The organism is Pseudomonas arcuscaelestis, assembly GCF_016881005.1.
Classification (GTDB): domain Bacteria; phylum Pseudomonadota; class Gammaproteobacteria; order Pseudomonadales; family Pseudomonadaceae; genus Aquipseudomonas; species Aquipseudomonas arcuscaelestis.
Window position 1 is genome coordinate 30446 of sequence record NZ_JACOPV010000003.1, and the last position, 17761, is coordinate 48206.

The 17761-nt window shown below is 59.2% G+C and carries 16 protein-coding genes; 6 read left to right on the top strand and 10 right to left on the bottom strand.

Going from position 1 to position 17761, the window contains the following annotated elements:
* Together H8F21_RS04535 and argC are read right to left on the bottom strand one after the other, a co-directional pair.
* Nucleotides 1–1446 carry a SulP family inorganic anion transporter gene (locus tag H8F21_RS04535; protein WP_203480070.1) on the bottom strand — a complete coding sequence of 482 codons (1446 nt, stop codon included), beginning with the start codon at nucleotides 1444–1446 and terminating at the stop codon, nucleotides 1–3.
* A gap of 64 nt (nucleotides 1447–1510) precedes the next feature.
* Nucleotides 1511–2440: an N-acetyl-gamma-glutamyl-phosphate reductase gene (argC, locus tag H8F21_RS04540; protein WP_203480069.1), complete on the bottom strand. Its 930-nt coding sequence runs from the start codon at nucleotides 2438–2440 to the stop codon at nucleotides 1511–1513.
* Nucleotides 2441–2551: 111 nt separating this feature from the next.
* Here argC and H8F21_RS04545 point away from each other — a divergent pair, with 111 nt between their 5' ends.
* Nucleotides 2552–3445 (top strand): LysR family transcriptional regulator, encoded by an 894-nt coding sequence (locus H8F21_RS04545; RefSeq protein WP_203480068.1) that lies wholly within the window; start codon nucleotides 2552–2554, stop codon nucleotides 3443–3445.
* On the opposite strand, the gene H8F21_RS04550 is transcribed toward H8F21_RS04545, so the two are convergent.
* Together H8F21_RS04550 and fusA are read right to left on the bottom strand one after the other, a co-directional pair.
* Complete coding sequence (locus H8F21_RS04550) at nucleotides 3442–4164, bottom strand: GNAT family N-acetyltransferase (protein WP_203584084.1); 723 nt, start codon at nucleotides 4162–4164, stop codon at nucleotides 3442–3444. The genes H8F21_RS04545 and H8F21_RS04550 overlap by 4 nt on opposite strands.
* Nucleotides 4165–4283: 119 nt before the next feature.
* Nucleotides 4284–6389: an elongation factor G gene (gene fusA / locus H8F21_RS04555; protein ID WP_203480066.1), complete on the bottom strand. Its 2106-nt coding sequence runs from the start codon at nucleotides 6387–6389 to the stop codon at nucleotides 4284–4286.
* A gap of 186 nt (nucleotides 6390–6575) precedes the next feature.
* Here fusA and dsdA point away from each other — a divergent pair, with 186 nt between their 5' ends.
* Together dsdA and dsdC are read left to right on the top strand one after the other, a co-directional pair.
* Nucleotides 6576–7928: a D-serine ammonia-lyase gene (gene dsdA, locus H8F21_RS04560; protein ID WP_203480065.1), complete on the top strand. Its 1353-nt coding sequence runs from the start codon at nucleotides 6576–6578 to the stop codon at nucleotides 7926–7928.
* A 2-nt stretch (nucleotides 7929–7930) separates the two neighbouring features.
* Nucleotides 7931–8875 (top strand): DNA-binding transcriptional regulator DsdC, encoded by a 945-nt coding sequence (dsdC, locus tag H8F21_RS04565; RefSeq protein WP_203480064.1) that lies wholly within the window; start codon nucleotides 7931–7933, stop codon nucleotides 8873–8875.
* A 252-nt stretch (nucleotides 8876–9127) separates the two neighbouring features.
* Here dsdC and H8F21_RS04575 read toward each other — a convergent pair whose 3' ends face one another.
* Both H8F21_RS04575 and ppnN read right to left on the bottom strand, forming a co-directional pair.
* A complete protein-coding gene (locus H8F21_RS04575; RefSeq protein WP_203480063.1) occupies nucleotides 9128–9811 on the bottom strand; it encodes a TIGR04211 family SH3 domain-containing protein in 684 nt (227 codons plus the stop codon).
* 181 nt (nucleotides 9812–9992) lie between these two features.
* On the bottom strand, nucleotides 9993–11366 hold the full coding sequence (gene ppnN / locus H8F21_RS04580) for a nucleotide 5'-monophosphate nucleosidase PpnN (protein ID WP_136476867.1): 1374 nt from the start codon (nucleotides 11364–11366) through the stop codon (nucleotides 9993–9995).
* Between the two features lie 343 nt (nucleotides 11367–11709).
* Here ppnN and H8F21_RS04585 point away from each other — a divergent pair, with 343 nt between their 5' ends.
* Nucleotides 11710–12333 (top strand): glutathione S-transferase family protein, encoded by a 624-nt coding sequence (locus H8F21_RS04585; RefSeq protein WP_203480062.1) that lies wholly within the window; start codon nucleotides 11710–11712, stop codon nucleotides 12331–12333.
* A 2-nt stretch (nucleotides 12334–12335) separates the two neighbouring features.
* Here H8F21_RS04585 and ampC read toward each other — a convergent pair whose 3' ends face one another.
* Together ampC and H8F21_RS04595 are read right to left on the bottom strand one after the other, a co-directional pair.
* Complete coding sequence (gene ampC / locus H8F21_RS04590) at nucleotides 12336–13502, bottom strand: class C beta-lactamase (RefSeq protein ID WP_203480061.1); 1167 nt, start codon at nucleotides 13500–13502, stop codon at nucleotides 12336–12338.
* Between the two features lie 100 nt (nucleotides 13503–13602).
* Complete coding sequence (locus H8F21_RS04595) at nucleotides 13603–14415, bottom strand: AraC family transcriptional regulator (RefSeq protein WP_136476864.1); 813 nt, start codon at nucleotides 14413–14415, stop codon at nucleotides 13603–13605.
* A 79-nt stretch (nucleotides 14416–14494) separates the two neighbouring features.
* On the opposite strand from H8F21_RS04595, the gene H8F21_RS04600 reads away from it, so the two are divergent.
* Nucleotides 14495–15487, top strand: a complete 993-nt coding sequence (locus H8F21_RS04600; RefSeq protein ID WP_203480060.1) for a bile acid:sodium symporter family protein — start codon at nucleotides 14495–14497, stop codon at nucleotides 15485–15487.
* A gap of 9 nt (nucleotides 15488–15496) precedes the next feature.
* Here the strand turns inward: H8F21_RS04600 and H8F21_RS29495 are convergent, their stop codons facing one another.
* A complete protein-coding gene (locus tag H8F21_RS29495) occupies nucleotides 15497–15592 on the bottom strand; it encodes a hypothetical protein (protein ID WP_332509650.1) in 96 nt (31 codons plus the stop codon).
* Nucleotides 15593–15669: 77 nt separating this feature from the next.
* On the opposite strand from H8F21_RS29495, the gene H8F21_RS04605 reads away from it, so the two are divergent.
* Nucleotides 15670–16812, top strand: a complete 1143-nt coding sequence (locus H8F21_RS04605; RefSeq protein WP_203480059.1) for a DUF1624 domain-containing protein — start codon at nucleotides 15670–15672, stop codon at nucleotides 16810–16812.
* 7 nt (nucleotides 16813–16819) lie between these two features.
* Here H8F21_RS04605 and H8F21_RS04610 read toward each other — a convergent pair whose 3' ends face one another.
* Nucleotides 16820–17548 (bottom strand): DUF899 domain-containing protein, encoded by a 729-nt coding sequence (locus H8F21_RS04610; RefSeq protein WP_203480058.1) that lies wholly within the window; start codon nucleotides 17546–17548, stop codon nucleotides 16820–16822.
* Nucleotides 17549–17761 lie beyond the last annotated feature (213 nt).

The window sequence follows — 17761 nt, forward strand, 5'->3', positions numbered from 1 at the left end:
TTAGCCGTAATGCAGATCCGTGCGCTTGAGCAGTTGCTTACAGCGCTCGGACAGGTGCACCACGCGCAAGTGCTTGCCGTTATTGCTGTAGCGCTCGCGCAAGGTTTTCAGCGCCGCAATTGCCGAGTAATCGACAAAGTTCAAGTGCTGGCAATCGAGAGTCACCTGGGCTGGGTCGTTGACGGGGTCGAACTGATTGAGGAAGGGCGTCGTCGAGGCGAAGAATAACGTACCGTGGACCCGATAGAGCTTGCTGCCATCACTTTCCAGGTGGCTGTCAGCATACAGTTCGCGAGCTTGCTGCCAGGCGAAGTTTATAGCGGCGATCACGATACCAATCAGCACCGCCGTGGCCAGATCAGTGAGTACGGTAACCACGGTCACTGCAATGATTGCCAGCATGTCGTTCACCGGCACCTTGTGCAGCACGCGCAGCGATGCCCACGAGAATGTCTGCTGCGACACCACGAACATCACGCCAACCAGGGCTGCCAGCGGGATTCGCTCGATCAGCGGTGAGAGAAACAGCACGAACAGCAAAATCATGACACCTGCCACCACGCCGGACAGTCGGCCGCGTCCACCAGAGCTCAGGTTGATGGCGGTCTGGCCGATCATGGCGCAACCGCCCATGCCGCCGAACATGCCGGACGTCATGTTGGCCACACCCAGGGCCACGCACTCGCGGTTGGGGTAGCCGCGGCTTTCGGTGATTTCATCGGTCAGGTTGAGGGTCAGCAACGTTTCCAGCAAACCCACCAGCGCCATCAGGATCGCGTAAGGCGCGATGATCTGCAGGGTTTCCAGGGTCCAGGGAATGTCCGGCCAGCTCAGTGCAGGCAGGCCGCCAGCGATATGGGCCAGATCGCCCAGGGTATGGGTGGGCAGATCGAGCAGGTAGACGCCGGCGCCAACGCCAAGGATCGCGATCAAAGCCGGCGGCACACTACGGGTCAGGCGTGGCAGCAAATAAACGATGGCCATGGTCAGCGCGACCAGGCCGATCATCAGGTACAAGGTTGAGCCCGACAGCCAGGCGCCGTCGTGTTTAAAATGCTCAAGCTGGGCGAGGGCGATGATGATCGCCAGGCCGTTGACGAAACCGAGCATCACCGAGTAAGGCACCATACGTACCAGTTTGCCCAGGCGCAGCACGCCAAAGGCAATCATGATTAACCCGCCGAGCAGTACTGTTGCCAACAGGTACTGCACGCCGTGCTGAACCACCAAGGCGACGATGACCACCGCCATGGACCCAGCCGCCCCAGAGATCATCCCCGGACGACCACCGAGCAAGGCGGTGAGCGTACAAATGATGAACGCGCCATAGAGACCCATCAGCGGGTTCAGATGCGCCACCAAAGCAAAGGCAATGCATTCGGGCACCAGCGCAAAGGACGTGGTGAGCCCAGCCAGGACATCGGCGCGTAGGGAGGTTGTTTTCATGGTCGGGGAAGCTGCCGGCGAAAAGGGGAGGATGCTACGGAAATTCGCCGGCCTGGGCCAGTGTTCAAATAGAGGCCAGCATCAACTCCAGGTTTTGCACCGCAGCACCCGAGGCACCCTTGCCCAGGTTATCGAACACCGCAGTCAATACTATTTGACCATGGGCAGGATTGGCGAACACCGCCAACTGCAGCTCATTGCTGTCGTTCACTGTTTGCGGATCCAGCATCGGCGCGGCTTCACCCTGTTCCAGCGCTGCCACGTGTACATAGCGTGAACCATGATAGTACTGGCGCAGGCGCTCATGCAGATGGGTCGCGTTGACACCTGCCGGCAACAGGCGCGTCTGCAGGGCAATGGTCAGGGCGATGCCCTGGCGGTAGCTACCATAGCTTGGGATGAACACCGGTCGATGTGACAGACCGGCATGCACCTGGATTTCCGGCACATGTTTGTGATCCAGGTTCAGTCCATAAACCAGAACGCCCTGGTCCGCTTTCTGTTCTGCGCTTTCGTGACGCTCAACGGCGGCACGCCCCCCTCCGGAATAGCCCGATACCGCGTTGACCGTCAGCGGGTAGTCAGCAGGCACCAAACCTGCGCTGAGCAATGGTCGCAACAGGGCAATGGCGCCCGTGGGGTAACAGCCTGGATTGCTCACGCGCTGGGCCTGGGCGATCCGTTCGGCCTGTTGCTCGTCAAGTTCGGGCAGGCCGTAGACCCAGCCTGGCGCCGTGCGATGAGCGGAACTGGCATCGATCACGCGCACTTTTGCGCTGTTGATCGTTGCCACCGCCTGGCGCGCGGCATCATCGGGCAGGCACAGAATCGCCACATCGACACTGTTGATGGCCTCGGCGCGACGCTTTGGGTCCTTGCGTTCGCTGTCGGGCAAGGTCAGCAGGCGTAGATTGTCGCGCCCCTGCAAGCGGGAGTGGATCAACAGGCCGGTGGTGCCTTGGTCGCCATCAATAAACACAAGTGGCTGGTGCATGTTGCTCTCAATGAATAAGTTCAGGGAGTGCCTATGCTGGCGTTGAACTGGACGAAAGAAAATTTGAATATCATGATGCTGTCATTCATTAATTCTGAATGACCGGAAGCTATGCGTGAAATCAGCCTGGACCGCCTCAGAACCCTAGTGGTGATTGCCGACCTCGGCTCCTTTGCCCAGGCCGCGCGGGCGCTCAACCTGGCGCCACCGACTGTCAGCCTGCACATCGCCGATCTGGAGGCGCGCATTGGGGCGCCGCTGTTGTCGCGCAAACGCGGGCAGATTCACCCGACGAGCATCGGTGAAACCTTGCTGGAGCGCGCGCGTCGGCTGCTCGCCGACGCCGAGCAGGCGCTGGATGAAGTTCAACGTCAGGTACAGGGCCTGAGTGGCCGGGTACGCCTCGGGGCTTCCACCGGCGCCATTGCCCACTTGCTCCCGCAAGCATTGGATATCTTGCGGGTGCGTCACCCCGGAATCGATGTGCAGGTGCAAGTGCTGACCTCGCGAGAATCGCTGCTGCGCTTGCAAGACGGAACGCTTGATCTGGGATTGGTGGCGTTGCCGCAAGCGGCGCTCAAAGGGGTGCAGGTACAGCCGTGGCGCCGTGACCCGATCATGGCCTTCGTGCCTGCGAGCTGGGCGCCACCTGCGCGTATCACACCCGCCTGGCTGGCCGGTAGGGCGCTGATCCTCAATGACAGCACCACGCAGTTGTCGCGCGTGACCAGTGACTGGTTTGCCAGCGCAGGGTTGCAAGCGGATGCGCGAATCCAGCTCAATTACAACGACGCAGTGAAAAGCCTGGTCGCTGCCGGCTATGGCGCCACCTTATTGCCCCACGAGTCCAGCGTGCCGGAGTCGGACCCACGCTTGTGCATGCGTCCTTTGCGTCCGGGCTTGTGGCGTCACCTGGGTATTGCCAGTCGCCAAGGGCAGGTGGAGCAGAGCACTCGCTTCGTTCTGCAAGTGCTGGTGGAGCTTGCGTTGCAGCGCGCAGCTTAAACCAGGCGTACAGGCGTACCACGGTTTTGCCAGGCACGTTCGCCCAAGCGCTCCTGGACAAAAGCCTGTGCTTTACGCTGCAACTGGTCCAGGTGCCGGTCGCGTTGTTTCTCGGCATCGATCATCGCTCGCTTGCCATGTTGCTGGAGCAGATAGGTATGAATCTGCTGCACTTCGAGGGTGCGGTAGATTGGCGCCACATCCAACACCGCTACCTGACCTTCGCTGGCGTGGTCACGGGTGTTCATCAGCACTTGTGGGCCACGCGCAGCAATGACTGCAAACCCCATTGCTTCAAAATACGCAACCTTGCCCACCGTGCAGGCCAGTTCCGCATGGGGATAACGTTCGGTCATCTGCCCCAGCATGGCGCGAGCGGCGCCCTGTCGGCGATAGTGGTTGTGTACGGCGAGGTAGGCGACAGCGCAGGCCTCGGGATCATCGTGCACAGGTAGGTAGAGAAGAAAGCCGGTGACGGTCTGCGGGTCTCGCGTATCGGTGGCCACGATCAGTTCAACACACAGCTCGCCAGGTTCGCCCATGGCTTGCAAGTAGCGGTGGACCTCAAGGCCGGTGCTGTACTGGTAGAGATTGAACAGCGGGTTGCTCGGTGTTATGCCGACAGGGCTGATATCGGTCAGGTAATCGACCACCATTTGCAGGATCTGGCTCTTGATCGACTCCTCGGGCGGGGCGACAAAATGGGTGAGGGCGAACATGGGGGCAAACTCCGCAGGCTTGGGCTTTGCGGCAAGTCTACAGGTCTGGCATCGTTGCTGCTTGTATCGTGGGTAAGCCCGCCCCACTGAGGGGCGCGAGCTTGGGTTGCGCTTAGCGATCAGCCTTGTCTTTTGATGATCGCATCGGCAATGCTTGCCGGCGCTTCGGCGTATTTGGTGAACTCCATGGTGTAGCTGGCGCGGCCTTGGGTCATGGAGCGCATTTGCGTGGAGTAGCCGAACATTTCGCCCAACGGTACTTCGGCACGGACGACCTTACCTGCGGGTGTTTCGCCGCCTTCCTGAATCAGCCCGCGACGACGGCTCAGGTCACCCATGATATCGCCCTGATATTCCTCAGGCGTTACCACCTCGACTTTCATTACCGGCTCGAGCAGCACCGCACCGCCTTTTTGCGCCAGTTGCTTGGTGGCCATGGAGGCAGCGACCTTGAACGCCATCTCATTGGAATCGACGTCGTGGTAGGAACCATCGAACACGGTGGCTTTCAGACCGATCAGCGGATAACCGGCTAGAACCCCGTTCTTCATCTGCTCCTCGATACCTTTTTGAATCGCCGGAATGTATTCGCGCGGGATGACACCGCCAACGACCTCGTTGACGAATTCCAGGCCTTCCTTGCCTTCCTCTCCAGGTGCGAAGCGAATCCAGCAATGGCCATATTGGCCACGGCCACCGGACTGGCGGACGAACTTGCCTTCGATCTCACAGGTATTGCGTATTTTTTCGCGGTAGGCCACCTGCGGTTTACCGATATTGGCCTCGACACCGAATTCGCGTCGCATACGGTCAACGATGATGTCCAGGTGCAATTCGCCCATGCCGGAGATGATGGTCTGCGCCGTTTCTTCGTCGGTGCGTACCCGGAACGAGGGGTCCTCCTGGGCCAGTTTGCTCAAGGCGATACCCATTTTTTCCTGGTCGGCCTTGGTTTTCGGCTCGACCGCCACCGAAATCACCGGATCAGGAAAGTCCATGCGCTCCAGCACAATCGGTTTGTTGATATCACATAGGGTATCGCCGGTGGTCACATCCTTCATGCCGATCAACGCCGCGATATCACCGGCGCAAACCGCTTTGATCTCCGCACGCTGGTTGGCGTGCATCTGCACCATACGGCCCACGCGCTCTTTTTTGCCTTTGACCGAATTGAGTACGGCATCGCCGGAACTGAGCACGCCTGAGTAAACCCGGGCAAAGGTCAGGGTGCCGACGAAGGGGTCGGTGGCGATCTTGAACGCCAGGGCCGAGAAGGGTTCATTGTCGTCGGCATGACGCTCTAGATGCTTATCTTCGTGATCAGGGTCGGTGCCGTTGATTGCCGGGATTTCCGACGGTGCTGGCAGGTAGTCGATTACCGCATCGAGCATCAACGGCACGCCTTTGTTCTTGAACGAGGAGCCGCAGATGGCCGGAACGATTTCGTTGGCCAGGGTACGCTTGCGCAGGCCGGCCTTGATTTGTTCGTTGCTCAATTCTTCGCCGTTCAGGTAAAGCTCCATGAACTCGTCATTGGCTTCGGCAGCCGCTTCGATCATGTGCGCACGCCACGTGTTGGCCAGCTCCAGCATGTCTGCCGGAATGTCCTCTTCGCGATAGCTGGTGCCCTGGTCGGCCTCATTCCAGTAGATGGCTTTCATTTTTACCAGGTCGATCTGGCCGATGAAGTGTTCCTCGGCGCCAATGGCCAGTTGAATCGGTACCGGGTGATGTCCCAGACGTTGGTCGATCTGTTTGACCACCCGCAGAAAATCGGCGCCCTGGCGGTCCATTTTGTTGACATAGGCCATGCGCGGCACATGGTACTTGTTGGCTTGGCGCCAGACCGTTTCCGACTGGGGTTCAACGCCATCGGCACCACTGAACACCACCACGGCGCCGTCCAGCACCCGCAGCGAGCGTTCTACTTCAATGGTGAAGTCGACGTGGCCGGGGGTGTCGATGATGTTGAAGCGGAATTTTTCCGGAAATTGTTTGATTGAACCCTGCCAGAACGCAGTGGTGGCAGCCGAGGTAATGGTGATGCCCCGCTCTTGTTCCTGCGCCATCCAGTCCATGGTCGCCGCACCGTCGTGCACCTCGCCCATTTTATGATTGACCCCGGTGTAGAACAGGATGCGTTCGGTGGTGGTGGTCTTGCCTGCGTCAACATGAGCGACGATGCCGATGTTGCGGTACAGCTCGATGGGGGTGGTGCGCGCCATGATGGGTCACCTGCGCAAGAATACGTTAGACGAAGAGGAGGGTATTCCCAAGGTAGCAGAAGTGAGCCGCTCTGCACGCTGGCGCATGCTTGAACCACGATCATCCATGGCGTGAGTAACCATCGGTTGTAATGCACCCGCTGCTGACGCTTAATCGTTCTATCCGCTTGCCTATGGAGCATGACAATGCCGCTGGAACACTCCGTCAACACCTGGTGCCAGACTCACCCATTGATTGCCGATCTGGTGGCCTTGCGTTCTACCAGTTGGTTCAATCCCAAGCTGGCACCCAGTGCGCAGGCGTTGGCTGATGTTCCTCTGAGCCAGGAGGATGTGCGTGAGGCCAGTGATCGCCTTCAGCGTTTTGCACCGTTCATTCAGTCGGCCTTCGCGCAAACGGCAGCCAGCGCGGGCATTATCGAATCGCCCTTGTTGCCACTGCCGGCGCTGCAGGCCGTACTGCGCGCCGAGCATCAACTGCCCGAAGGCGGCGCGCTGTGGCTCAAGGCTGACAATTTGCTGCCTATTTCAGGTTCGATCAAGGCGCGCGGTGGCATTTACGAGGTGCTCAAGCATGCCGAGGACCTGGCACTGGCAGGCGGTTTGCTGCAGCCTGGCGATGACTACGCGAGCCTGGACAGCGAAGCGGCGCGGTCTTTCTTTGGCCAGTACAGCATTGCGGTAGGTTCTACCGGCAACCTTGGGCTGTCGATCGGGATTATCAGTGCGCGCCTGGGGTTCAAGGCCACCGTGCACATGTCGGCTGACGCCCGGCAGTGGAAGAAGGATCGACTGCGTGCCCATGGTGTCGAGGTTCGCGAATACAGTGCCGACTACAGTGTGGCGGTGGAGCAAGGCCGGCGCGAAGCCGAGGCAGACCCGCATTGCCATTTCGTCGACGACGAAAACTCGCTTAACTTGTTCCTCGGTTACGCTGTTGCGGCCGAACGCTTGCAGCGTCAGTTTGCCGAGCAAGGCATCCAGGTCGATGCTGAGCACCCGTTGTTTGTCTATCTGCCTTGCGGCGTAGGCGGCGGGCCTGGTGGCGTTGCCTATGGCCTGAAATGGGTGTTTGGCGATGCGGTGCATTGCGTGTTCGCCGAGCCCACCCATTCACCTTGCATGTTCCTCGGCGTTTATACCGGGCTGCACGATGAGGTCTCGGTGTACGACTTTGGCATCGACAACCAGACGGCTGCCGACGGCTTGGCGGTGGGCCGCCCATCCGGTTTTGTCGGACGGGCGATGCAGCGATTGATCGATGGCTATTACACCGTCGATGATGACACCTTGTACCGTCTGCTCGCGCAGATGCAGGCGTGCGAGAGTCATGAACTGGAGCCGTCGGCGCTTGCCGGGGTGCCCGGTATGGTACGTGTACTCCAGGAGCAGCAAGGCTACCGCCACCGCCTGGGTCTGGATGAAGCACGCATGAGTCGGGCTACTCACCTGGTATGGGGCACGGGTGGCAGCATGGTACCCCGCGCCGAAATGGACGCTTACCTGGCCAAAGGCCGTGTCGTGCTGGCTGGGCAGTAATCATGCTCAACTTGCCGCCGCGCCTGGGTGCCCGCCTGACCGGCGCGCAGTTTGCCAATCTGCATACCTTCGCGGTGGCTGCACGGCATTTGAGTTTTACCTTGGCGGCAGAGGAATTGTGTCTGACGCCGAGCGCGGTCAGCCATCGCATCGCCCGACTCGAACAGGCACTTGAACAGCGCTTGTTCGAACGGCTGACTCGACGCATACGCCTTACAGCTGAAGGTGAGCGCTTGTACCGCCTGGTGCAAGGGCTGGTCGAAGATCTGCAAGAGGCCCTGCAACCTGACTCGACGTCCACGGTGAGTGGCGCGCTGACGCTCTATGCGCGACCGTCGATTACCCAATGTTGGCTGGTGCCGCGGCTGGTGGATTTTCAGCAGCGCTACCCGCAGATCAGCCTCGACGTACGCAGCGGCAACGATCCGCTGGATTTTCGTGCCCGTCATGTCGATCTGGCGCTGTTGTATGGGGACGGCGAGTTTCCCGGCCTGGTCAGTGAACTGCTGATGGCTGAGCAGGTTGCGCCAGTGTGCAGCCCTCAGTATGCCGAGCGTCATGACCTGATCGATGCGCCACAGCGTTTGCAGCAATGCACGCTCTTGCATGACGCCCTGGCCTGGGAGCATGCGGCGTTCGACGCCGAATGGCAGCGCTGGGCGCGTCACCACAATGCTCAAGGCTATCTGCCAAATAGCGCAATGACTTTCGACCGCGCGGATTTGTGTGCGCTGGCTGCGAGTCATCATGCGGGCGTGGCCATGGGACGTCGACAGTTGGTGCAGCCATTGATTGATCAAGGCCAGTTGATCTTGCCGTTTGGCGATTTCGAGTCAATAGCAGGGCAGGGCTACTACCTTGTGCATCCACGGCGCGAAACTGTGCCGGTGCGAGTTCGGGTGATGATGGAGTGGCTACGCGTGATCGCCGGGCAAGCCCGCGGCTGACATTTTCCACCGTTTGTATTGCACAGGCAGGCATACCGCACAGGGTCGATAGCCCGCTGCCCGGGCAGCCTCGGCATCGAGAAAAAAACACCCGATGCTTTGCATAACCACCGCGTGCAATCGCTCGCAGTGCGCCCGGGCAATCCAGGCGCCCGTAGATTTTGCTGCGTCGGTGCCCACCGAACTGCCCCGGCTGGTCGCTCAGGTGCTCAAGACCGTCAGCGCCTATCAGCCGCCAGGGCCCGTTCACCGTCAAAACCAACGGTCGTTGCGTTTGCGCCCACGGCTTAAGGCAGGCAGGATCAGGCCGGCAAGCAAGCCTGCACCGGCAATTGCGCCGCCGTATACCATGTAGCGCATCAGTACTTGTTTGTTCTCATCGCCCAGGCGCGCCTGGGTGCTGCGCAGTTCCGACTGGGTGTCACTCAGTTCGGCATTAAGCGCCTTGCTGCGCGCTTCCAGTTCATCGATCAGGGCCTTGCGTGAGTCCAGGGTCTCTTGCATGCCTTGCACACGAGTTTTCCAGCTGTCATCGATGGTCTTGAGTTGTTCGCTGAGTTGGCTGACTTGCTCGATGAGTTGCGGTACTCGCTCGGCCTGGCCGGGAGCAGATTGCAGGTCGCTGCTGGTAATCCATACGATATCGCCGGACTCGCCGCGCACCTGGCTGTAGTTACCCTGGGTGTCGATCAAGGTGACTTTCTGCCCAGACTTGAGGTTGCCGACGATGCGGTGACCGTTGGTAGGGCCGCTGCGTACGAAGGTGGTCAGGCTGTCACTGACCCAGCGCTCGTTGCTGGTGGTTTCTTCGGCATGCACTGGGCTGCCAAGGGCTGTCAGCGCAGCGATCAGGCCGAGGGCGAGTCTGTTGCGCGGGCGCAGGGAAAAGGTCGAAACAGAGGCAAGCGCCGCAGGAACAGGACGAGAGATAGGCATTGTGGTCTTCGCGTGAAATAAAAAATAAAAGCCCGATGACTGGGCCGGTGAACACGGGCGTGCACGCAAGCCGCCAGCAGAAAGACCATTTTTCTGTAGGCAGGTTCACTGAAGGAGGAGGGAAAATAACAGCAAATATTGCGGGCACAGACTGTGCCCGCAACTCAGGGGAGGGCGAAGATCAAGTTACAACGCGATAGCAGGGAACATACTCGGCACCACCAGGCAACTTCATGCGGTGCTGGGCCACGAAGGCTTCAAGCAATTTGCCCAGTGGCTGCAACACGGCAGTATCGCCGTGGATTTCATACGGGCCTTTCTCTTCAATCAGGCGGATACCGTTGTCCTTGACGTTGCCGGCGACGATCCCGGAGAACGCTCGGCGCAGGTTTGCAGCCAGTTCGTGGGCCGGTAATTCACGGCGCAATTGCAGGCTCGCCATGTTTTCGTGCGTCGGGTCGAAGGGACGCTGAAAGCTTTCCTCAATTTTCAACAGCCAGTTGAAATGGAAGGCATCGTTACGCTCGCGGCGGAACTGCTTGACCTCCTTGAGGCCATCGACCATTTGTCGGGCCACTTCGGCCGGGTTGTCGATGATGATCTGATAGTGGTTCTGTGCTTCATCACCCAAGGTTGCATGCACGAAGGCGTGCAACTGCTGCAGGTACGGCTCGGCACTTTTCGGACCCGTGAGAATTACCGGGAACGGCAAGTCGCGGTTGTCCGGGTGCATGAGGATGCCGAGCAGGTAAAGGAACTCTTCGGCGGTACCAGCACCACCGGGGAAGATGATAATGCCGTGACCGACGCGCACGAAGGCCTCGAGGCGCTTTTCAATATCCGGGAGAATCACCAGTTCGTTGACGATAGGGTTGGGCGCCTCGGCGGCGATGATGCCAGGCTCGGTCAGACCCAGGTAGCGGCTGCCGCTCATGCGCTGCTTGGCATGGGCAATAGTGGCGCCTTTCATCGGCCCTTTCATTACGCCTGGGCCGCAGCCGGTGCAGACGTCCAGCTTGCGCAGGCCCAGTTCGTGACCGACCTTTTTGGTGTACTGGTATTCTTCAGTGCTGATCGAGTGGCCACCCCAACACACGACCATTTTCGGCTCTACACCCGGGCGCAGAGTGCGGGCGTTGCGTAGCAGGTGGAAGACATAGTCGGTGATGCCCTGGGAGCTTTCCAGGTCGATGCGCTGGCTGGCCAGTTCGCTTTCGGTATAGACAATGTCGCGTAGGGCGCTGAAGAGCATTTCGCGGGTACTGGCGATCATTTCGCCATCAACGAAGGCGTCCGCGGGAGCATTCAACAGCTCCAGGCGCACGCCGCGATCCTGCTGGTGAATACGTACTTCGAAGTCTTTGTAGGCTTCAAGGATGGTCTTGGCATTATCGACATGAGCGCCAGTGTTGAGGATTGCCAGGGCGCACTGGCGAAACAGGGTGTACAGGCTGCCGGAACCGGCTTCACTCAATTGCTGTACTTCACGTTGAGACAGTGTTTCCAGGCTGCCTTTTGGGCTTACAGATGCATTGATTACTTCACGTTGGGGCATTCTGGTTTTCCTGTGAGCGGGTAAACGTCCATCTTCTGCACACCACCATACCGACAAAATGTCGCAGCAACGAGTGCCTTTGTGCGTAAGGCTTTTCCAGCGCCCTTGGCGGCCATTTGTCTGTAGGTCGGACACGGCAAGTATTGCAGTGAGAATAGCGTCTTGCACGCCAGCAACTACTTTCAAAACTACTTTCGGTCGGTGATCGGTGAAGACGAGCTACAGTTGACCCTGATCCTGTATCGTCGAAACCTGTACGCCAAGCTCGGTGTTTCATCACAGTCGCAATTGTTCAGTCTGTTTTTGCGACAGCTGAATCAACAGCAAGCACAGGAGTGAAAGGATGCTGCGAATATTGGGCAAGGCTTCATCGATCAATGTGCGCAAGGTGCTGTGGACCTGCGCCGAACTGAACCTGGCATTCGAGCGCGAAGACTGGGGCTCAGGGTTCCAGTCGACACACAGCGAGGCTTTCCTGGCGCTCAATCCCAACGCCATGGTGCCGGTGATCGAGGATGGCGATTTCGTTTTATGGGAGTCCAACAGCATCATCCGCTACCTTGCCAACCAGTATGGTGGCAAACACTTGTACCCGGCCCCAGCACACTTGCGGGCCCGCGTGGATCAGTGGTTGGACTGGCAGGCTACCGACCTCAATGGAGCCTGGAGCTATGCATTCCTGTCGTTGGTGCGCCAGTCGCCCAAACACCAGGACCCCGAGGCCCTGGCGGCGGCGTGCGACAATTGGGCGCGAAACATGACAATCCTCGATCGTCAGTTGCAGCGCACCGGTGCCTACGTCAGCGGTGATGCGTTCTCGCTGGCTGACATCGCCATTGGCCTATCGGTCAACCGCTGGTTCCAGACGCCGCTGGAGCATCCGCCGCTGCCTGGCGTCCAGGCATACTACGAGCGTTTGACAGAACGCCAGGGCTACCGTTTGCACGGTCGCAACGGCACGTCCTGAGGTTATTGCGGGTCCAGGGTGGCAAGAATGGCGTGAGCCACTTTTACCCGCTCGGCGTTCGGGTAGTTTTTGTTCGCCAGCAAGACAATACCGATACGCTTTGAGGGTACGAAAACCACGTAGGCGCCGAAACCGTTGGTTGAGCCGGTCTTGTTCAGCAGCGTGCCCTCCTGCAACGGCTGCGGCGGCTTGAGCCAGGCCACTTTATGAGGATCAAGCGTCATGGAGGCAGAGTTGCCGGCCAGCAATTGATCCAGCGTCAGCGGATAGCGATACAGCTCCCAGCCCAGGCCTTGAGTCATCTCGCCGACGCGATAGTAGCCGGTCTGGGTGGTGGCGATGGCCTGCTGTAACAAAGGCTCAAGGCCCTTTGGCTGCATGTTGGCTTCGACGTAGCGGAGCAAATCTGCCGATGTGGTTTTCAGTCCGTAAGCCTCGGCATCCAGTGCCCCCGGCCCGACCCGCACCGGTTGATCGTTATTGTCGTAGCCCCAGGCATAGTTCCCTGCTTGAGCCTCGGGCACCTGCACGAAGGTATGCTGCAAACCCAGCTGTGGCAGCAGCTGCTTGTGCATCAGCTCGCTGAACGGTGTGCCCATGCTCCTGGCTGCAAGGTAGCCAAACAGCCCCAGGCTGGGGTTGGAATACAGCCGGTAAGTGCCAGGGGCAAAGTCGGCTTTCCAGTGGCGGTAGTAGTCGCGCAGGCTTGCCTGGTCCTTGACCTGCTCGGGAAATTGCAACGGCAAACCGCCAGCGCTGTAGGTGCCAAGATTGAGCAACGTGACACCCTCGAACGAGGTGCCTTTGAGATCCGGCCAGTACTTGCTGGCCGCGTCGCCCAGTGACAGGTTGCCGTTGGCCTGGGCATAGGCGGCGAGGGTTGCGGTGAAGGTTTTGCTCACCGAGCCAATTTCAAACAAGGTGTCGGCGTTCACTGGCTGGCCCGTCTGCCTGGAGGCTACGCCGTAGTTGAAATAATGCTGCTTGCCGTTGAAGGATACCGCCACGGCCATACCGGGTATGGCTTGGTGCTTCATCAGCGGGGCGATAGCAGCATTTACGCTTGATTCGATCTGCCCCTCTTCAAGCGCCGCAGCGGCGTTTTGGCTTGTGCCAAAGGCGAATGCGAAAATAGTCAGGAGTGTTGCTACGGATGGGGTTCTGATCATACAAACAGTACTCGGAAGATGGCGGCCGCTCGGCGCCAACGAGTGAAGAGGTAAGGCCCAAGGGTAACAGGCCTGTCCGCGGTTTCTGAAGCGCGCCTGGCTATTGCGGCTGATCGGCTCGGACACGAAAGTATTCGCCCGGGGGCAGGCCGAATAGCTTGCCGAACGCGGCGATAAAGGCCGACAGAGAATCGTAGCCACAGGCCAGGGCCACGTCGGTAACGCGCTCGCCACGCTCCAGGGCCGGCAATGCGCTGAGCAGGCGCATGCGTTGGCGCCAAAGGCGAAAGCTCAGGCCTGTCTCGCGTTGAAACAGGCGGCTCAAGGTTTTTTCCGATACGCCCGCTTGCTGCGCCCAGTCATTGAGCCCTGTTTGCGCATCCGGTTGCTCCTGCAAATGCAGGCACAACTCGCGCAAGCGCTTGTCGCGTGGAAGTGGCAGCATCAGGTGCTGCTCGCTGGCCAGGCTCAGTTGGTCGAGTAGCACCTGCACCAGGCGCCCGTCGGCACCCTTGAGGTCGTAGTGCACAGGCAACTCACTGAAAGTTCGGATCAGCTCGCGCAGCAGCGCACTGACCGCAATCACCCGGCATTGCGTGGACGACCAACGGTCGGGGGCATGCTCCAGGTACAGGCTGCGCAGGCAGGTATTGCCGGTGCAACTGACGCGGTGTGCAACGTGTGCCGGAACCCACACCGCACGTTGTGGCGGCACCATGTAGAAGCCGTTGTCGGTATGCACCTGCACGACGCCACCAATGGCATAGGACAATTGCCCCCAGGGATGGCTATGACGGTAGCCCAGAATGATATTTGGCAAGGTCTGGACATGGCCATAGACCGGGCGTGGGAGCTGGGGCAGATGCTCGAGCGCTTGTGGCTCCTGCGAGGTGGTTTGTCCGTTTGGCGACACTGGCAGCGTTCTGGCGTTAGTGGAGGAATCGAAAAGACCTTATCGTCTGGCGCCACACAATAACAAGTCAGGATCGATGATGAAGTACCTGCGGATGCTGTTCGACAATTTCACCCTGGCGCTGCTGGGGGTGATTCTCGTGGCCACCTTGTTGCCCTGCGAAGGCGACGGTGCCGTACTGTTCGGCTGGTTGACCAACCTTGCCATCGGCCTGTTGTTCTTTTTGCATGGGGCCAAGTTGTCGCGTGAAGCCGTGGCTGCCGGGGCAGGGCATTGGCGCCTGCACCTGTTGGTATTCGCCTGCACCTTTGTGATGTTCCCGTTGCTCGGCATGGCGCTCAAACCCTTGGTGTTGCCACTGGTGGGTGATGAGCTGTACCTGGGGGTGCTGTACTTGTGCGCTTTGCCGGCGACGGTGCAGTCAGCCATTGCCTTTACCTCATTGGCCCGAGGCAACGTTCCGGCGGCTATCTGCAGTGCTGCGGCGTCGAGCTTGCTGGGCATTGCCCTCACGCCATTGCTGGTGGTGTTGTTGATGGGCGTGGAAGGTGACAGCGGCTCGGGCCTGGAGGCAGTGTTGAAGATTGTTTTGCAACTGCTGGTGCCGTTTGTTGCAGGCCAACTTGCACGACGCTGGATTGGGCAGTGGGTGATGCGCAATGCACGTTGGTTGAAAGTGGTCGATCAGGGTTCGATTCTGCTGGTGGTTTACACCGCCTTCAGTGATGCGGTGGTCAGTGGCTTGTGGCAGTCGGTACCGCCCTCGCGCCTGGCCGGGTTGGTGTTGGTCTGTTGCCTGCTGCTGGCCGTGGTGCTCTGGTGCACCTCAACGCTTGCGCGCAGGCTGGGCTTCAATCTTGAAGACCGCATTACGATTTTGTTTGCAGGTTCGAAAAAAAGCATGGCCACCGGTGTGCCGATGGCTCAGGTGCTGTTTGTCGGTGGTGGTATTGGCGCGATGATCTTGCCGTTGATGATCTTCCACCAGATTCAACTGATGGTCTGCGCGGTATTGGCCCAGCGCTACGCGGCGCGCAGTGAAGCGCCGGTGCTCAGAGCAGAATGCCCTTGACCAGCTGCGTCAAACGGTAAACGGGACGGCCCCGCCGGTACTGTCGATCAGGCAAAACGGCAACAGGAAGCAGTAGACATGGAGGATACGGTGCAGCTTCAGAATGTAGGGGTAGGGTAGGGATACAGTTTGATAGCGATATAGTGTTACATTATATCGTAATAACCGTCCGTGAGTTGCTCATGTCTACCCCTCATGCCCGCCTGCAATCAATCGACGCCCTCCGGGGGTTGGTCATGCTTTTGATGTTGCTCGACCATGTTCGTGAAACCTTCTTCCTGCATCGTCAGGTGAGTGACCCTATCGATGCCCTGAACGTTGCTCCCGAGCTGTTCTTTACGCGTCTGCTCAGTGCCCTGTGCGCACCCGTGTTCATCTTTCTTACCGGACTCTCTGCTTGGCTCTACAGCCAAAAGCACAGCCGCGTAGAGACCTCGGTGTTCCTGCTCAAGCGTGGACTGTTCCTGGTGCTGTTGGAGCTGACGCTGGTCAACCTGGCCTGGAACGGTACCTTGCTGCCGCAAACCTTGTGGCTGCAGGTGATCTGGTGCATCGGTATCTGCATGATTGTCCTGGCTGCTGCCTTGCATCTGCCGGGCCGGGTATTGCTCGGCCTTGGCGTTCTGATCGTGGCTGGTCATAACCTGCTTGATCCATTGGTGCTCGACAACGATTCAAGCTGGTTTGCCCCTTGGGCGATCCTGCACCAGCGAGCGTTCATCGAGCTAGGTGGCATCACCCAGGCCCGCACTACCTATCCGGTATTGCCATGGATTGGGGTGATTTTCCTTGGTTGGTGCGCAGGCCCCTGGTTCGCTCAAAGTGTCGCACCGGCAAGGCGCCTGGGAATGTTGCTTGGTTGGGGGATGGGGTTGCTGTTGGCGTTTGTGAGCATCCGATTGCTGAACGTCTATGGCGACCAACCTTGGGTCGCTACAGGCGATGCACTGCGCACCACCATGAGCTTTCTCGCGGCGCGCAAATATCCGCCATCACTGATGTTCCTGCTGCCTACGCTGGGTCTTTGCTTGATCCTGCTCGCGGCGCTGGAGCGTTATCAGGCGCGCCGCTGGGTGACACTATTGGCGCTGTTCGGCGCTGCACCGATGTTTTTCTATCTGCTGCACCTTTACGTGCTCAAGGCAATGTACCTGGTAGCAGTGACCTGGTGGGGGTTGAACCAGGGTGCGCATTTCGGTTTTGATCAAATTGCCAGCGTCTGGCTGTTCAGCCTGGGATTGGCAGTGGCGCTGTATTACCCGACGCGCTGGTTCGCTGCGTTGAAACAGCAACGTCGGGATGTGGCCTGGCTCAAATACTTCTGAATTCTGCTCAATCGTGGCAGCAGTGAGATTTGTCTGTGTCGACCCCCTGGTAACGGTCGTGATGGCGTACCCAGTCCATGGTGCCTTGCTCATTGCGGCCCTTGGGCATCAAGTCGAGGAAGTTGTAGGCACCGACCAGGATGTCCAGGCCCCTGGCATAGCTTGAGTAGGTGTGGAAGATCGTTCCGGCGCCATCGCGATAGAACACGCTCAAGCCCGGTAGCTCGGTCTCGTTCCCCGCGTAGGCTTCGTAGTTGTATTGGCTGCTGCCATCAGCGCTAACGCTGACGCCGAATTCTTGATTGAAGTGGCTGCCGTGTGACGACACCCAGGGAAACTTCCAGCCCATGCGTTGCTTGAATGCCTGGAATTGCGCGAAGGGCGCGTGCGATACAGCGACCAGCGACACATCGTGATGCGCCAGGTGCAGGTTGGCGCCGTCGAAGTGGTCGGCCAGGAATGAGCATCCACCACACCCCTCGTTCCAGCCATCGGCGAACATGAAGTGATAAATCAGTAGCTGACTGCGTCCGGCGAACAGATCGGCCAGGCTCAGTTGCCCTGTGGGGCCTGCAAAACTGAAGTTCTGCTCGACGCGTACCCATGGCAGGGCACGGCGGGCCTTGGCCAGTTCATCGCGTTGGTGGGTGACGGCTTTTTCATGCAAGAGCAGTTGCCGGCGGGCACTGAGCCATTCACTGCGAGAAACCACCTGTGGGTTGTTGTAGTTGTCCATGGTTACGCTCCAGGGGAGGAATGTATCTATGGTCGTCCGGGGCAGGTGCGTTTCGACAGTCTCTACGTATTGGTCGTGATTGGCTGATGAGTGGTGGCGCGATGGCGCAAACCATAGAGGCTAAAACGATTCATCTGGCGATTAGCCACTTTGTCGTGCCTTCAACGTTGTTGCTGCGGATGGATAGGCCTACTATTCATAGGCTTATGAATA

Coding starts and splice junctions, on each gene's coding strand:
- argC (WP_203480069.1), bottom strand. CDS start 2,440: ATGCACCAGCCACTTGTGTTTATTGATGGCGACCAAGGCACCACCGGC.
- dsdA (WP_203480065.1), top strand. CDS start 6,576: ATGCCGCTGGAACACTCCGTCAACACCTGGTGCCAGACTCACCCATTG.
- ppnN (WP_136476867.1), bottom strand. CDS start 11,366: ATGCCCCAACGTGAAGTAATCAATGCATCTGTAAGCCCAAAAGGCAGC.
- H8F21_RS04575 (WP_203480063.1), bottom strand. CDS start 9,811: ATGCCTATCTCTCGTCCTGTTCCTGCGGCGCTTGCCTCTGTTTCGACC.
- fusA (WP_203480066.1), bottom strand. CDS start 6,389: ATGGCGCGCACCACCCCCATCGAGCTGTACCGCAACATCGGCATCGTC.
- ampC (WP_203480061.1), bottom strand. CDS start 13,502: ATGATCAGAACCCCATCCGTAGCAACACTCCTGACTATTTTCGCATTC.
- H8F21_RS04605 (WP_203480059.1), top strand. CDS start 15,670: ATGTCTACCCCTCATGCCCGCCTGCAATCAATCGACGCCCTCCGGGGG.
- H8F21_RS04545 (WP_203480068.1), top strand. CDS start 2,552: ATGCGTGAAATCAGCCTGGACCGCCTCAGAACCCTAGTGGTGATTGCC.
- dsdC (WP_203480064.1), top strand. CDS start 7,931: ATGCTCAACTTGCCGCCGCGCCTGGGTGCCCGCCTGACCGGCGCGCAG.
- H8F21_RS04550 (WP_203584084.1), bottom strand. CDS start 4,164: ATGTTCGCCCTCACCCATTTTGTCGCCCCGCCCGAGGAGTCGATCAAG.
- H8F21_RS04610 (WP_203480058.1), bottom strand. CDS start 17,548: ATGGACAACTACAACAACCCACAGGTGGTTTCTCGCAGTGAATGGCTC.
- H8F21_RS04600 (WP_203480060.1), top strand. CDS start 14,495: ATGAAGTACCTGCGGATGCTGTTCGACAATTTCACCCTGGCGCTGCTG.
- H8F21_RS04535 (WP_203480070.1), bottom strand. CDS start 1,446: ATGAAAACAACCTCCCTACGCGCCGATGTCCTGGCTGGGCTCACCACG.
- H8F21_RS04585 (WP_203480062.1), top strand. CDS start 11,710: ATGCTGCGAATATTGGGCAAGGCTTCATCGATCAATGTGCGCAAGGTG.